Source organism: Henriciella algicola (genome assembly GCF_003576245.1).
Taxonomy (GTDB): Bacteria; Pseudomonadota; Alphaproteobacteria; order Caulobacterales; family Hyphomonadaceae; genus Henriciella; species Henriciella algicola.
The window spans coordinates 416,272-431,344 of record NZ_QWGA01000007.1 but is presented as its reverse complement, the minus strand read 5'-3'; the positions used below and the strand labels follow the sequence as shown (position 1 = coordinate 431,344).

Sequence of the window (15,073 nt, the reverse complement as noted above, 5' to 3'; positions counted from 1 at the left end):
TCCATGTTCGACCATCCTTCCTTCGACGGCCATGAGAGTGTCCACATGTTCGAGGACAAGGCGAGCGGTCTGAAGGCCATTATCGCCGTCCACTCGACGGCGCTTGGCCCTGCCGCAGGTGGTTGCCGGATGTGGAACTATGCGACCGGCGAGGAAGCGCTGCGCGATGCGCTGCGCCTCTCCAAGGGGATGAGCTTCAAGAATGCGATGGCGGGCCTCCCGCTCGGCGGCGGCAAGGCCGTGATCTGGGGCAACTCCAAAACCGACAAGTCACCCGAGCTTTTCGAGGCCTTTGGGCGCGCGATCCAGTCCCTGAACGGAACGTACTATACCGCTGAAGATGTCGGTATCAGCACCAAGGACATGGAAATCGTCGCGACGCAGACGAAATACGTCGCCGGTCTGGACCAGGGCGAGGCTGCAAGCGGCGACCCGTCGCCGATCACCGCGCTTGGCGTCTATCGCGGCATCAAGGCCAGCGCAAAGCGCGCCTTCGGCAGCGATGACCTCTCTGGCCGCCGTATCGCGGTGCAGGGTGTCGGCCATGTCGGCGGGTATCTCTGTGACCACCTCGCCAAGGAAGGCGCGGAACTGATCATCACCGACATCGATGAGGCGCTCCTGAAAGAGGTAAGCGCACGCACTGGCGCAAAGATCGTCTCGACGGACGAGATCTATGACCAGCATGTCGATATTTTCTCCCCGAATGCGCTGGGCGCCGTCATCAATCCGGAAACGCTGCCGCGCCTGAAGGCCCGTGTCGTTGCCGGCGGCGCCAACAACCAGCTTTCGATCGCTGAAATGGACGTGGCGCTGCGTGACCGCGGCATTCTTTACGCACCTGACTATGTGATCAATGGCGGCGGCATCATCAACGTCGCAGCCGAAATCTCCGGCGCCTATTCGCGCAACTGGGTGATGGGCAAGCTGAACGTGTTGATCGAGACGCTCGAAGAAGTGCTGGATGAAGCGCTGAAGCAGAATGCGCCGACAAACGAAGTGGCTGAGCAGATTGCGCGCACGAGGATTGCGAACGCAAAGCCTGCCTGATCAAACAGCTCAATCTAGAAAGAAAAGCGTCAGTCCGGGGACTGACGCTTTTTTATTGAGTGGTGATCTTGGCCGGGCCGGTTTCGCCCTAACGGCGAAGGGACCACCAGCCGCGCCGCTTTGGCTTCTCGTCCTTCTTGGACGCCTCTTCCTTCTGGTCGTCCGACTTGTCATTGGTGACCAGGACAGGCTCGCTTGCGATCGGCTTGTCTTCCTCGAACACGGCCGAGGTTTTCGCGGGCGCTGGCTCTTCAGCTTTTTCTTCGGGAGCAGGCGCTTCGGCGACAGGCTCAGGCGTTTCTGCCTTTACCTCAGCCGGAACTGGTGTCGCTTCTGGCGCGGCTTCAGGCTCGCCTGCCTGTTCGTCACTACCAGACGCTTCGGCGGACGTGTCGACCTCGGCCTCAGTGTTCTTTGGCTTCCCGTTGCGCTTGCCGCCTCTGCGGCGTGAGCGTGACCGGCGCGACCGAGGTTTCTCGTCCTGCTTGCTGTCAGAGGCTTCTGCGTCATTGCCGTCATTGTCTGACGAGCCGTCGCTGTCGCTTGCGTCCTGTTTGACGGCGTCGAGGGCGACAGTCTTGGCGAGCTGCGGCTGGGATGCCGTGGCGCGGCTTGCCTCGTCCGGATCGGGCAGGGCAGGCGGGGTTTCGTCCAGCATGGCCGGGGCGCTGTGGGCGAGACCATCAAGGAGCGCGCCGCCATCGAGTGGCACGATCGGGTTTGGCTCACGGCGTCTGCGGCGACCGCCGCGGCGGCCACGGCGACGGCGCTTGCGCGATCCGCCAGACTGGTCGTCATTGTCCGACTGGTCGTCAGAGGCGGCTTCATTGTCGCTATCGTTCTCGCTCTCGGACTCGTCAGCCTCATCGGCTTCGTCCTCGGCGGCCTCGTCATCTGCCTCGTCTGGCAGTTGATCGTCATCCTCATCGCCAATGATATGGCGGCTGCGATCCTGCTTGCGATTGCGGCGCGACTTCTGGTTCGGGTCTTTCTCCGCATCAATGCGGAAATCGCCCGGCAGAAGCTCGTCAGACGAGCTGATCGAGATGGCGAAACCGGCGACATCCTCGATATCGGTAACGGCTTCGCGCTTATTGTTGAGCAGGTAGAGCGCAACTTCTGTCGGTGCGTGCACGGTGATGGAGGAAAGGCCACCGCCAGCCGCACGGGCTTCGAGGGCGCGCAGCAGCTGCAGCGCCGCAGACGGCACGGAGCGGCGACGGCCGGTGCCGTTACAGGCTTCGCACGGGTCCGACGTTGCCTGGAGCACACCCGCGCGGCGGCGCTGGCGCGAGATTTCCATCAGGCCGAACTGCGAGATCTTTCCGCACTGAACACGGGCGCGGTCAATCTTGAGGCAATCCTTGAGCTTCTTCTCGACCGCCCGGTTGTTCTTGTTCTCCTCCATATCGATGAAGTCGATGACAATCAGGCCAGCAAGGTCGCGCAGGCGCATCTGGCGGCAGGCTTCTTCGGCTGCTTCCAGATTGGTGCGCAGAGCCGTCTGCTCGATATTGCGTTCCTTGGTCGCCTTGCCCGAGTTCACGTCGATGGCGACCAGCGCTTCAGTCTGGTTGATGACGAGATAGCCACCGGACTTCATCTGCACCGTCGGGGAGAAGATGGAGTCGAGCTGGTCCTCGACCGATTCAGAAACGAAAAGCGGCGCAGCGGACTTCCACTGTTTCACTTTGCGGGCCTGCGTCGGCATGATCATCTTCGAGAGGTCTTTCGCCTCGCGATAGGCGGACGGGCCCTGGATGACGACTTCCTCAATGTCCTTATCGAACATGTCGCGCATCGCGCGGTGCACGAGGCCGCCTTCTTCATGGATGATGCAAGGCGCAATCGATTCCATGGTCCGGTGACGGATATTGTCCCAGAGCTTCTGGAGGTATTCATAGTCCCGGCGAATGTCGGTCTTGGTACGCTTAGCGCCGGCTGTACGCACGATCAGCCCCATGCCGTTCGGCACATCGAGGCTGGACATGATTTCTTTCAGGCGCTTGCGGTCAGCGCCATTGGTGATCTTGCGGGAGATGCCGCCGCCGCGCGGCGTGTTCGGCATGAGAACGCTGTAGCGGCCAGCCAGCGACAGGAAAGTGGTCAGCGCTGCGCCTTTATTGCCGCGCTCTTCCTTGACGACCTGTACCAGCATGACCTGCCGGCGGCGGATCACTTCCTGGATCTTGTAGCGCTTTGAGCTCGACTGTGGCTTTGGCTTGGCAGCAGCGGCTTCGGCTGCGGCTTCATCGGCGTCTGAGTCGCCTTCGCCATTGTCGTCATCATCTTCGTCGGTGTCGCGCTCATCATCGACATCATCTTCGTCTTCCTCAGCGGCGGCGCGGGCGGCATCCTGCAGCAGCGCTTCGCGGTCTTCCTGGGGAAGCTGATAATAGTCTGGATGGATTTCGCTGAAGGCCAGGAAGCCGTGGCGGTTGCCGCCATATTCGACAAAACAGGCCTGAAGGGATGGCTCTACGCGCGTGACTTTCGCGAGATAGATGTTGCCCCTTAGCTGTTCCTTACCTGCGGTTTCGAAGTCAAAGTCGTCTACGCGTCCGTCCGAAACGAGCGCCACCCGGGTCTCTTCCGGGTGGACCGCATCGATCAGCATCAATTTGCTCATAGCTTATCGCCTTGTGATCTGGCGGCGCGGCGCGGTAATGGACCGTGCTGCAGCGAACGCCAGTTAAGTTGTGACGGGATATCCTGCGCCAGCGCGTCTGCGCGCCAGTAGGCGCTAGTCTCGACGTTGCTTTCAGTGGCGAAAGATACATTACAAGTTGTTCCGTGTCCGATCAGGCCATGCGCGGAGTGGTTCCGTTCGCATACCATCTGGGAAATGGTCTTGGCCTCCAAATAGAGGTCCGTCTGACCATGCCGAAAGCCGACGCTAAAGAAAAGCTATAAAATCAGAGAATATCAAAATAGGCAGCGCAAGCAGCGACAGTAAACGCTTGATTAATGAAGGCAGTGCAGACTCTGGGTCACGCGATTAATCCAATTTCCAGCAGGCTGCGGGCGAGATGTTTCGAACACTTTTTCTCATCATCGGCTTCCTTGCAGGCGTGGTCGGCCACGCCTTTGCGACCGAGATCAACGAGATCCGCGTCGAGGGCGCGGGCGAATATACCAGAATCACGCTGGCCGCCGATGGTGAGCTGGCGCACGGCATTTTTTCGCTCAGTGATAAAGGCATGAGATCGATTGCTGTCGATCTTGTCGATTTTCGCCTTGATGAGACGGCGAGCACGCCGCCGCCTGCCGGAGCGGTCACAACCTATGAGAGCTCCTCGAGAGGGATCGCGTTTCATCTCTCTCATGCCGTCACCGTGTCGCGTGCGCTGAATATAGGGCCGACCGTGTCCGATCCACGCCATAGGCTTGTCATTGATCTTGTTCGTGTCTCGCCGGACCGTTTCGACCGGGACGCAGCGATTGACGTTGACCGCCGCGCCGCTTTCGGGGGAGGGCAGGTGCCAGAGGCGGGCGAGACGGCCGTGGCCTCGCTGCCGCCAGCCAGGCAGGTCATCGTCATCGATCCCGGCCATGGCGGCCACGACCCGGGCGCCCTGGCCGCAGACAAAACGCGCGAGAAAGATGTAGTCCTCAAGACCGCGCTTTCTCTCAAGGCGGCGCTTGAAACGAGCGGGCGGTACACGGTGCACCTGACCCGCGAGGGCGACACCTATATCGAGCACGAAGACCGGGTGACGATGGCCCGCAACTGGGGCGCCGATCTATTCATCTCGATCCATGCAGATGCGGCAGCCAATCGCTCTGTATCTGGCGCGACGGTCTATACGCTTAATTCCCGCGGCCAGAACCGCGTTGATCCGATGGCGAACAAGTATGGCTGGCACCTTCCTGTAGAAGATGGCACGTCGAATGAGGTGGCCAGCATTCTCACCGACCTCACCAAGCGCGAGACAAAGACCAATTCGTCGATCTTCGCCGAGATCCTTATCCCGGAGCTGGCCTCTGCCGGACCGATCGTCCGCAATAGCCACAGGCAGGAGAATTTTTTCGTGCTGCTTGCACCGGATGTGCCTGCGGTGCTGATCGAAGTGGGCTTCCTGACGAATCGCACGGACGCGGCAAGGCTGGCCTCAGCCGAGGGGCGCGAACGCTCGGCCAAGGCGATAGCACGCGCCATCGACGCGTATTTCGACCGGTCTGCCGCCCACACTGCAGTAAATTAGCGTCTTTCGGCTTCCGTCTGCCGTCAGCACGCCTTACTCTGGACAATTAATGGTGCGAAGCGACGCTATCGCAAATCCAATACTGGGCAGGGACGGAACATCTGAATGAGTGAACAGCCGGTCTGGAGACGCTATCTGACCTGGAAGCTGGCGCGCCGTGTCGCGATTGGCCTGGTCATTATTGGCGCGCTTATATTTATCGCTGTGATGATCTGGGTAGCGTCGCTGGCGCGTGACCTGCCATCGCATGAGCGCCTTGCCGATTATGAGCCGCCAATCACCTCCCGCGTCCATGCGGGTGACGGCACGCTCATCGCTGAATTTGCCGAAGAGCACCGCGTCTTCGTCCCGATCGAATCCATTCCTGACCATGTGAAACAGGCCTTTGTCGCTGCCGAAGACAAGAAGTTCTTCGAGCATGGCGGCCTCGACTATGTCGGTATCATGCGCGGCGCGATCAATTCCGCGCAGATCAAGCTGTCGGGAAGCGATGGCAACCTTCAGGGCGGCTCGACAATCACCCAGCAGGTCGCCAAGAACATGCTGCTGACGCGCGATCAGCGCATTGAGCGCAAGGTGAAAGAGGCAATCATTGCTCGCCGGATGGAGAACACGTTCACCAAGGACGAGATCCTCGAGCTTTATCTCAATGAGATCTATCTCGGTGTGCGCGCATATGGCGTTGGTTCTGCCGCGCTCATTTATTTCAACAAGTCGCTGCCTGAGCTGAACCTGTCGGAAGCGGCGATCCTCGCCTCGCTGGCGAAAGCACCATCGACGGTGAACCCATATCGCCGCCCACAACGCCTTTTGGCGCGCCGCGACTATGTGCTCAACCGAATGCTCGAGGATGGTTACATCACCGAAGAGCAGGCTGACGAAGCCAAGGCTGAGCCGCTTGAAGTGGTGGAACGGCTGCGCGGGCCCGAATATGCGGCCGCGACCTATTTCGTTCAGGAGCTGCGCCGTGAGCTCATCGATGAGTATGGCGAAGAGGCGCTGGAGCGCGGTGGTCTCTCTATCCGCACGACGCTGGACACGCAGATGCAGCTCGCAGCCCAGAACGCGCTTCAATCCGGCCTTGAGGCGTATGACCGTCGCCACTCCTATCGTGGGCCGTTCACCTCGATAGATGCGTCTGGCGATGTGCCAGCGCAGCTGCAGGAGGTCGAACGTCCTGCAGGCTATGGCGACTGGGAAGCCGGCATGGTGCGCGAAGTCGCAAGCGATGCGGCAACCATTATCCTCAATGACGGTCGCACTACGCGCATCCCTGAAGAAGATGTCCGTTGGGCCCGTGGCTGGGACCGACCGGATGGCGGCGAAGGCCTTGCCCGGGGCGACGTTATCCTCGTCGACGTCGAGCGCACCGAAACCCTTCGCGATGGCGCCGAGCCGACCGAAGAAGGTGAGCGCCGCAATGAGGAAGACTGGATTTCCGTCCCGTCTGAATCGGCCCGCCTGAAGCAGGTGCCAGAAGTGGAAGGTGCAATCATCGCACTCGACCCGCATACGGGCCGTGTGATGGCTATGGTTGGTGGCTATTCCTTCTTCAAGAGCCCGTTCAATCGGGTGACCCAGGGTATGCGCCAGCCAGGTTCGGCCTTCAAACCGTTCGTCTATGCCGCCGCGCTCGAGAATGGCTACACACCATCGACGCGGATGCTCGATTCGCCTTTCGTCTATTACGATGAAGGCTCGAACACGACGTGGAAGCCGCAAAACTACTCAGCGGGCCGCAGTTATGGCGAAGTGACAATGCGCACGGCGCTTGAGCGCTCGTTCAACCAGGTGACCGCGCGTATCGCCGTCGATATCGGCATGAATGACGTTTCGGGCCTCGCAGAGCGCTTTGGCCTCTATGACAATCTTCCGCGTTTTCCGGCCATGTCTCTTGGCTCTGGCGAAACCACACCGTGGCGGATGGCGACCGGCTATGCCGCCTTCGTGAATGGCGGCAAGGAAGTCACGCCGACCATGCTTGACCGTGTTCAGGATCGCTATGGCGAGACCCTGTATCGCCACGATCAGCGGGCCTGTGAAAACTGTCTTGCTGAAAGCTGGGACGGGCAACAACCGCCGCAGCTGGAAGACAATCGTGAACAGCTGATTGATCCGGTCATCGCCTATCAGGTCGTTCACATGCTTGAAGGCGTCGTGGAGCGGGGTACCGCGCGCCGGGCCGCACGCTTGAACAAGCCTCTCGCTGGCAAAACTGGCACGACGAACGACTATTTCGATGCGCTCTTCTATGGCTTCTCGCCAGACCTCGTGGTCGGCGTATGGGTCGGCTTCGACCAGCCACAAACGCTGGGCAATGGTGAGGCAGGTGGCTCTGTGGCGCTGCCGGTGTTCGTCAGCTTCATGGAAGAGGTGCTGGAAGATGCTCCAGCCATGCCGTTCCGTATTCCGCCGGGCGTGCGCCTCGTTTCGGTCGATCACGACACGGGCGGTCTGCCAACCTCCGGTTCGGGTGAGATCATTGTCGAAGCGTTCCGTCCAGGCACAGAACCGGGCGCGGTCTTCGATGAGGAAGACGGCTTCTCCATCTCTGGCAATCAGGGTGCGACCAGCGGGGTGTTCGGCGATCTTGCCGACCCGTCATCGGAAGGCTTTGGCCAGAACGGGATTTCGGATGCGCAGGACCGCGATGACATCGCCGATGAAAATCTGGGTGGGATTTATTGACCGGGGCGACAGATTTGTGCATTCCGGCCACCCTGTAACGAACTGAAAACATAGAAAATCTTATGTCGACAGAAATTCTCTCGCTTATTGACGAAATTGAGCAGTCCTCCGCGCTGCTGAGGAGGCGTCTTTGACTGGGACGTCGCCCAGAAACGCCTAGACGAGCTCAACGCGCTCTCAGAACAACCAGACTTCTGGAACGATCCTGAAAAGGCCCGAAAGCTGATGGCTGAACGCCAGCAGCTGGAGACCGGGATCAATACGGTTCAGGAGCTGGAGCAGGAAGCCGCCGATGGCCGCGAGCTGCTCGAGCTCGCCGATGGCGACGACGATCTCATCAACGACATCTCCGCCAATATGAAGCGGGCGCGCGAGCGTGCAGCGAAAGCTGAGCTTCAGGCGCTGCTGTCGGGTGAAGCCGATTCCAATGATTGCTACCTGCAGATCAATGCCGGGGCAGGGGGAACGGAAAGCCAGGACTGGGCATCCATGCTGCGGCGCATGTATGTGCGGTGGTCAGAGGGCAGCGGCTACAGGGTTGAGGAAGTCGACGCGCATGACGGCGAAGAAGCCGGCATCAAGTCGGCGACGCTACTCATCTCCGGCCTCAACGCCTATGGCTGGCTGAAGTCGGAGTCCGGGGTTCACCGCCTCGTGCGGATCTCACCCTACGATTCTTCGGCGCGCCGTCACACGTCTTTTGCCTCTGTCACGGTGTCACCTGTCATCGACGAGACTATCGAGGTCGATATTGATCCGTCAGATGTGCGGACCGACACTTATCGCTCCTCTGGCGCTGGCGGCCAGCACGTCAACAAGACGGACTCGGCTGTCCGCCTGACGCACGAGCCGACCGGGATTGTCGTCGCCTGTCAGGCAGGCCGCTCGCAGCACCAGAACCGCGCGAAAGCCTGGGAGATGCTGCGCTCCAAACTCTATGAGCTGGAGCTCCAGAAGCGCCGCGAAGCTGCGCAGGATAGCCACGACTCCAAGTCGGAAATCGGCTGGGGGCACCAGATCCGGTCCTACGTCCTGCAGCCTTATCAGCTGATCAAGGATCTGCGCACCGGTCATGAAACGTCCGATACGGGCGGTGTGCTGGACGGTGATCTCGATGGCTTCCTGAGCGCGTCGCTAGCTCACAATGTGTCTGCCGGAAGCAGCGAAGACGCATAAAAAAACGGCCGCGCAATTCGCGCGGCCGTCCAAACTTCTCAATTCATTTCCAGATCAGGACAGGGCAGAGCCGTGTGCGCTGGTGGTGCTGGCTGGCTTGCTGTCCGTCGAAGCAGGCTTCGCTGCCGACGATGACGTGTCGCTGCCAGCCGGACGTGCTGCCTTCGGAGCGGACGTCTTCAGCGGGTCCTCAGCGTGCTTGACCTGACCTTCGAAAATGGCGTTCGGCTGGATGCTGAGAGAGGCATGAAGGATATCGCCTTCGACACGGGCGCCGGTCTCAAGCTCAACGCGGCGGCCGCGGATGGAGCCTAGCACTTCGCCTTTGACCTTTACGGCCTCCCCCTTGACTTCGCCGATGACCTTGCCGGTCGCGCCAATCGTGATGTCCCCAGCGGTCACGTCGCCATCGACAACACCGTCAATGTGCAGGGCGCCTTCGGAATTGATGGAGCCTTTGATTTCCATATCGTTGCAGATGATGGAAGCGACGCCTGTAGAGCGGGTTCCGGTCCGGCTTGGAGCTGATTTGCTCGTATCAACCGGCGGCGTGTAGCTTTGCGCCGATGCGCCGTCCTTATTCTTCGTAAACATGTTTACCTGCCCTCAGAAACTCAACTGGATCGTATGGCTTGTTGTTAAACCAGACTTCGTAGTGAAGGTGCGGACCGGTGCTCCGGCCTGTGGAGCCCATGGCACCCACGACGTCGCCAATCGCGACTGTATCACCTTTATCAACATTGATGCGTCTTAAGTGTGCGTAACGTGACTTGAAGCCGTGACCGTGATCGATCTCGACGATGCGGCCATAACCCGACTTCGTGCCCGCAAAGCTGACGGTGCCAGGGCCGGTCGCCGTGATCGGCGCATTCCAGTAAGCGCCGACATCCACGCCGTTGTGCCAGCCTGGACGTTGATTGAATGGATCGACGCGAAGGCCGTAATCAGACGTCAGACGCGATGGCACGCCGACCGGATCGGCCAGCGGCAGTGTGGAGACGACGGACTGATAGAAACGCGCTTCTTCCATGCGAGCGGCGACCTGTGAGACGCGCTCAGCGAACATAGCTTCTTCCGGCGTGTCGAAGTTGCCTGAAGCAAGATTGGCGAATGGCACGAGCGGGCCGCCCATTTCGCGGGTTTCGGCGATGCGGTTGGTGCCGACAGCGGTCAGGCGAAGAACGCCGCGGGCTGCCTCGGCGCGTTCAATGGCGATATCCTCGACTTCATCGAGGAAGGCCTGCTGTTCACGCTGGAGCTCTGCGATCTGGCCGCGAACACCGGAATTGGACGCGCTTGCTTCTTGAAACTCCCCGCTGGTGCGGGCCTGGCGGCGGTCTGCTTCTTCAATTGATGCATTCACGAGAAGCGCGCTGCCATCGCCGCGAAGGGCAGCGACTTCAAGCTCACCGCCATTGCGAAGGGAATCCAGCATCACTTCGAGCGTGCGGTGGCGTTGCTCAAAGCTGACCGTGGCTTCCTGGAAGGCTTCGGTGCGCTCAACAAGCTGCGAGCGGGAGAGCGCGTCACGGGCGCGAAGTTCCTGCACCCAGCGCTCATATTTGTCGATCTGCTGCTGGCCTTGGGCTGAAAGCGTGCTGTTCGGGATAAAGACGAGGCTGGCCGTTGCGTAGAGCGTCCAGCCGACGACGGCGGCGATCGCTATGGAAAGGACAGACTGCTGAAGAGGAGAGACGGTGAAGTAGCGGACGGTGCCGCCGCTGCGATGGTAAATTTGCCGTTCCGGAAACAGGCGACTGAAAAGCTCTCCGATTTTCATCGTCTTGCGCTTCATAGACGGCCCCGCCTCTGTTGGTACTTTTACACTGGCTGCGAATTTATCCACAGCTCACCCTCACGGAAATGTTTAACGCAATTTGTTCCCGCCGGAAAAGGGTGAATCCAGGAAAGTGCCGCATTTTTCTCACAATTGATAAAAATTTTTACTAAGTTCGCCTGAGCTTTGACTGTGTCGATGCACAAATGGTTAAAGTACAGACAGCACCTGTTCTGCGTGTCCTTTCACTCGCACCTTACGCCAGCTTTCAATAATCATGCCATCAGCGCCGATGGCGAAAGTAGAGCGCTCGATGCCCATGAACTTGCGGCCATACATGTTCTTTTCCTTCCAGACGCCGAAGGCTTCACATGCGGATCCGTCTTCATCAGTGGCGAGAGGAAATCCAATCTCCTGTTTCGCAATGAACTTTTCATGAGAGGCAAGGCTGTCGCGAGAGATGCCGATAATGTCGAAGCCCTTCTTGTCGAACTCGTCTTTAAGTGCCGTGAAATCCTTGGCCTCATTCGTGCATCCGGGCGTGTTGTCTTTCGGATAGAAGAAGAGGATCAGTCCGCGCCCGCTGTCAGATGGAATTGAAACCTTGCCGCCCGTGGTTTCAAGGTGGACTTTCGGAGCTGCATCGCCTGCAGATATTACTGATGACATCGGTGGATTGTCCTATTTCTGCTGTATTGAAAGATTAAGTCGAGCCTACCGGCTGACGTAAAGGAGACAATCGGGCCTTGGTGCGACAGACTGCAGCTGTAGTTACACTCGAGATCATTGGCGGCATTCTGTTGCTGGCGATCGCGGGGGCTGTGGCGCTTGCATATATGCTGTCACGTGGGCCGGTAGAGCTCAGTCTTTTCAAGGATGAAGTCGAAAAAGCGCTCATTGCCGCCCGCGACGGACGAGACGTCGATATTGAGCGTCTGGCGCTTCAATGGTCGCCTGCTGACCGGCGGATGATCTTCGCAGCCAGTGGGCTCAAGCTTGCGGATAATGACGGGCAACTCGCAGGCGAAGCCGAACAGGCGGTCATTACGCTCGATGCAGGCTCGCTCATCTTCGGCCGCGTCGAAGTTACAGAAACACAATTGCGCAATGGCTGGGCAGATGTGCGCAATATCTCACCAACTGAATGGACTTTCGCTGGCGAGCCTTTGCCGGAATTCGAAGCGCGTGAGCTGCCAACAACGCCGGAAGGGTGGCTGGCGCTCTCCAACACAACGCTCGCGAACCTTCTCGACGGCCTGAAAGCCAGCAGGACGTCGACGTCGCTCGAGGTTGCCGCATTCGAGAACATGGAGCTTCGCTTTTTCGACCAGGAGGGCGGCGTTATTGCTGTCATGGATGAGGCGAATGGCCGTTTCGACCAGACCGGGACCGGGCTTGAGGCGGCTCTTTCCGGCAGCGGGGAGGGGATCGGACTTCCGGGTGACCTCACTACGTCGCTGAGTGTGCCTGACGGATACACTGAACTGGATTTCAAGGTTGGCATCACGAATTGGAGCATTGGTGACCTCGCGAGCCGGTTCGGGGCTGGCGAGGCGCTGGTGACTGGCTTTCCGGCCGATATCACGATTGGTCTGACCTATATCGAGGAAGAAGGCATTGCGGGGCTCAGCCTTGCAGCCGACGCCGAAGAGGGCAGGGTGACGCTCGCTGGGCGCGATCTCGATTTCGAGGCGCTGCGTTTCGACGCTGCCTATGCGCCTGCAGACGACCGGCTGGCCTTCAGCGACCTCGCCATTGAGACTGAGCGTGCTGGCGGCGTCTTCAGCGGCTGGATCGACGGTCTGGTGCGTCAGAACGGCACGATCGCGTTCGATCTTGCTTCCGAAAGTACGTCTCTGGATTTCACGCCATATTTTCCTGACGTCTGGCAGCTGGACCGCGTTGCCTTGCAGGGCACGCTCGACATGGAAACGACGGCGGTGTCACTGTCGGCCTATGAAGTTGAGACACGCGGCATCCAGTTCGTCGGCACCGCTGACATCGCGCCGGTGAGTGAACCGGAAGAGGGCGAGCTGCCCTTCGAGATCACGTCTCAAGGCGAAGCGCTCGGAACGATCACCAAGGACCAGGTTCTGGCCTTCTGGCCTGAGACGCTCGGCACGGGGGCACGGGACTTCGCGCGCGACCGCGTGCTGGACGGGCGTGTAACTGCGGCGAGCTATCAGCTCGAGCTGCAGCGCGACAGCTTTGCCGAAGGCTTCCTGCGCGATGAGGACCTCGCCGTGCGCTTCTTCGTCGAAGACGCAGCCGTGAAGTTCCTTGATGACCTACCGCCTGTCACCGATGCAACGGGCAGCGGGCGCCTGACCGGCAACGGCCTGCAGGTACAGCTGAGCGAAGGGAACTATGACGGCTGGGTGCTCAGCGAAGGCAGCGTTCACTTCCCGCGCTTCAACCCGAAGGGCGAGCTGTTCCGTGTTTCAGCCAGAGGGCAGGGGCCGCTCGTCAATGTGATGCGCAACATCGCGGAATCTCGCCTCATGCGGGACAATCCGGACGCGCTCGACCCGGAGAGGTTCTCCGGAGATGCCACGGCGAGTATCGAATTGCTCCGTCCCGCGCTGGATGATGTCCCGGTTGAAGACATGCAGATTTCCGTCGAGGCCGAAGTGACTGACGGCACGCTCGCTGAAGCGCTACCGGGGCTCGACCTGACAAATATGCGCGTAGATGTCTCGCTTGAGAATATGCGCCTTGTCATGACCGGCTTTGGTGATCTCGGCCCGGCGCCGGTCCAGTTTACATGGCGCGATGAATTCAATGATGGCGGCGACACGGCGGACCTGTCGGCAAGTGCGTTTGTCTCGCCTGATTTCCTGAACCGGTTTGGTGTAGTCGGCAGGGCCTATGTGTCTGAGGACATCCCGGTGGAGCTTCAGGCCCAGGTGGCCGCAGACGGTATCGCCGGCGTGGAGGTCGGTTTCGAGCTCCAGCAGTCGCGCGTCGATATCTCCGAAATTGGTTATATCAAGCCCGTAGGTGAGCCGGCGCGCGCGACACTCTCCTATGACGCGAAATCGGAAACGAACGCCTCGACCTTCCGCTTTCTGAGCGAGAAAGCCCGTTTCGATGGCGATGTTGTCCTGTCCAAGACGGGGCGGCTCCAGTCTCTGGAGGTGCGCGAGGCCTATCATGACGGCTTCATGGATGTGAGCGGCAGTGTCCGGGTAGAGCCGAATGGCAAGCTCGTCAGCGAACTGAACGGCGCGTTCCTTGATGTGAGTTCGCTGTTCGGGGACTTTGCATCCATGGGCGGCAATGCGTCTGGCATTAGCCTGCCGGTCACGCTGACCGCGAACCTCGACACGCTGCGCCTTCGTAGCGGACTCGACTTAGAGGACGCTTCCTTGAGCTTTGTGAGCGCAGAGACAGGCGTGCGCGAAGTGCGCGCTGACGGCACGATCGAGTCGGGCGGCCAGATGAGCGCCGTTTACATAGGTCCGACCGCCGAAGAGCCTGCGCGCATCAGCCTCGACAGCGATGATGCGGGCTTCTTCATGCGGGCCTTGCTGCGCCAGGACTTCCTGACTGGTGGTTCGCTGAGCCTGAACGGCGATCTTGCGCGCGGGACAGACCCGGCGCGGCTTCGGCTGGAGCTCTCCGATGTTCGAATGCGCGATGCGCCGTTCCTGACGCAGGTGCTCTCGCTGGCATCCTTGCGCGGCCTTGCCGATACGCTGAGCGGGGAAGGGGTGCTGTTCACTGATATCAGCGTGCCTGTTGCCGTCCAGTCCGGCCGATTTGTGATCGAAGGCGCGCGTGCCAACGGTCCGGCGCTTGGTCTGACCCTCAATGGCTGGTTCGAGCAGGAGAGCGATGAAATTCGCCTCAGCGGCGTTCTGGTGCCAAGCTTTGGCATGAATTCCATGTTGGGCGGCGTGCCAGTCATCGGTGATCTGTTTGTGGGCCGCGAAGGCGAGGGGATCTTCTCGCTGACCTATTCGGTGCGCGGTACGACGGATCGCGCGCAGGTCGCTGTGAACCCGCTATCAGCCGTGACGCCAGGTATCCTGCGCCGTATCTTCGAGAATCCGGCTGACACGTCGATCCCGGAGGGGATTCCTGTCGATCCAGACAAGACACCGCCTGCGCCGCCTATGCCGGATGCCGAATTCATCGCGCCGGCACCTGGTTCAGAGACAAATTAGACCCGCCT

The 15,073-nt window shown here is 60.1% G+C and carries 9 protein-coding genes; 5 read left to right on the top strand and 4 right to left on the bottom strand.

Features of this window, described 5'->3' with window-relative positions:
* Positions 1–3: 3 nt before the first annotated feature.
* On the top strand, positions 4–1,050 hold the full coding sequence (locus D1222_RS11790; protein ID WP_119454454.1) for a Glu/Leu/Phe/Val family dehydrogenase: 1,047 nt from the start codon (positions 4–6) through the stop codon (positions 1,048–1,050).
* 88 nt (positions 1,051–1,138) lie between these two features.
* Here the strand turns inward: D1222_RS11790 and D1222_RS11785 are convergent, their stop codons facing one another.
* Positions 1,139–3,679, bottom strand: coding sequence for a ribonuclease E/G (locus D1222_RS11785; RefSeq protein ID WP_119454453.1), 2,541 nt, complete (start codon positions 3,677–3,679; stop codon positions 1,139–1,141).
* A gap of 400 nt (positions 3,680–4,079) precedes the next feature.
* On the opposite strand from D1222_RS11785, the gene D1222_RS11780 reads away from it, so the two are divergent.
* The 3 genes from D1222_RS11780 to prfB all read left to right on the top strand — a co-directional run bounded on the left by D1222_RS11780 (position 4,080) and on the right by prfB (position 9,119).
* Positions 4,080–5,255: an N-acetylmuramoyl-L-alanine amidase gene (locus tag D1222_RS11780; RefSeq protein ID WP_119454452.1), complete on the top strand. Its 1,176-nt coding sequence runs from the start codon at positions 4,080–4,082 to the stop codon at positions 5,253–5,255.
* Positions 5,256–5,360: 105 nt separating this feature from the next.
* On the top strand, positions 5,361–7,943 hold the full coding sequence (locus tag D1222_RS11775) for a penicillin-binding protein 1A (RefSeq protein WP_119454451.1): 2,583 nt from the start codon (positions 5,361–5,363) through the stop codon (positions 7,941–7,943).
* A gap of 62 nt (positions 7,944–8,005) precedes the next feature.
* A protein-coding gene (gene prfB / locus D1222_RS11770; RefSeq protein WP_119454450.1) for a peptide chain release factor 2 occupies positions 8,006–9,119 on the top strand; the annotation gives its coding sequence in 2 pieces (ribosomal slippage) (positions 8,006–8,074 and positions 8,076–9,119; 1,113 coding nt in all).
* 54 nt (positions 9,120–9,173) lie between these two features.
* Here prfB and D1222_RS11765 read toward each other — a convergent pair.
* The 3 genes from D1222_RS11765 to D1222_RS11755 all read right to left on the bottom strand — a co-directional run bounded on the left by D1222_RS11765 (position 9,174) and on the right by D1222_RS11755 (position 11,565).
* Entirely contained in the window at positions 9,174–9,713 is a 540-nt protein-coding gene (locus tag D1222_RS11765; protein ID WP_119454449.1) for a bactofilin family protein, read from the bottom strand.
* Positions 9,697–10,914, bottom strand: a complete 1,218-nt coding sequence (locus D1222_RS11760) for a peptidoglycan DD-metalloendopeptidase family protein (protein ID WP_119454448.1) — start codon at positions 10,912–10,914, stop codon at positions 9,697–9,699. Before D1222_RS11760 ends, D1222_RS11765 begins: the two co-directional genes overlap by 17 nt.
* A gap of 192 nt (positions 10,915–11,106) precedes the next feature.
* Entirely contained in the window at positions 11,107–11,565 is a 459-nt protein-coding gene (locus D1222_RS11755; protein WP_119454447.1) for a peroxiredoxin, read from the bottom strand.
* 80 nt (positions 11,566–11,645) lie between these two features.
* Between D1222_RS11755 and D1222_RS11750 the strand changes: the two genes are divergently transcribed.
* Entirely contained in the window at positions 11,646–15,065 is a 3,420-nt protein-coding gene (locus D1222_RS11750; protein ID WP_147371864.1) for a DUF3971 domain-containing protein, read from the top strand.
* Positions 15,066–15,073 lie beyond the last annotated feature (8 nt).

Coding starts and splice junctions, on each gene's coding strand:
- D1222_RS11790 (WP_119454454.1), top strand. CDS start 4: ATGTTCGACCATCCTTCCTTCGACGGCCATGAGAGTGTCCACATGTTC.
- D1222_RS11785 (WP_119454453.1), bottom strand. CDS start 3,679: ATGAGCAAATTGATGCTGATCGATGCGGTCCACCCGGAAGAGACCCGG.
- D1222_RS11780 (WP_119454452.1), top strand. CDS start 4,080: ATGTTTCGAACACTTTTTCTCATCATCGGCTTCCTTGCAGGCGTGGTC.
- D1222_RS11775 (WP_119454451.1), top strand. CDS start 5,361: ATGAGTGAACAGCCGGTCTGGAGACGCTATCTGACCTGGAAGCTGGCG.
- D1222_RS11765 (WP_119454449.1), bottom strand. CDS start 9,713: ATGTTTACGAAGAATAAGGACGGCGCATCGGCGCAAAGCTACACGCCG.
- D1222_RS11760 (WP_119454448.1), bottom strand. CDS start 10,914: ATGAAGCGCAAGACGATGAAAATCGGAGAGCTTTTCAGTCGCCTGTTT.
- D1222_RS11755 (WP_119454447.1), bottom strand. CDS start 11,565: ATGTCATCAGTAATATCTGCAGGCGATGCAGCTCCGAAAGTCCACCTT.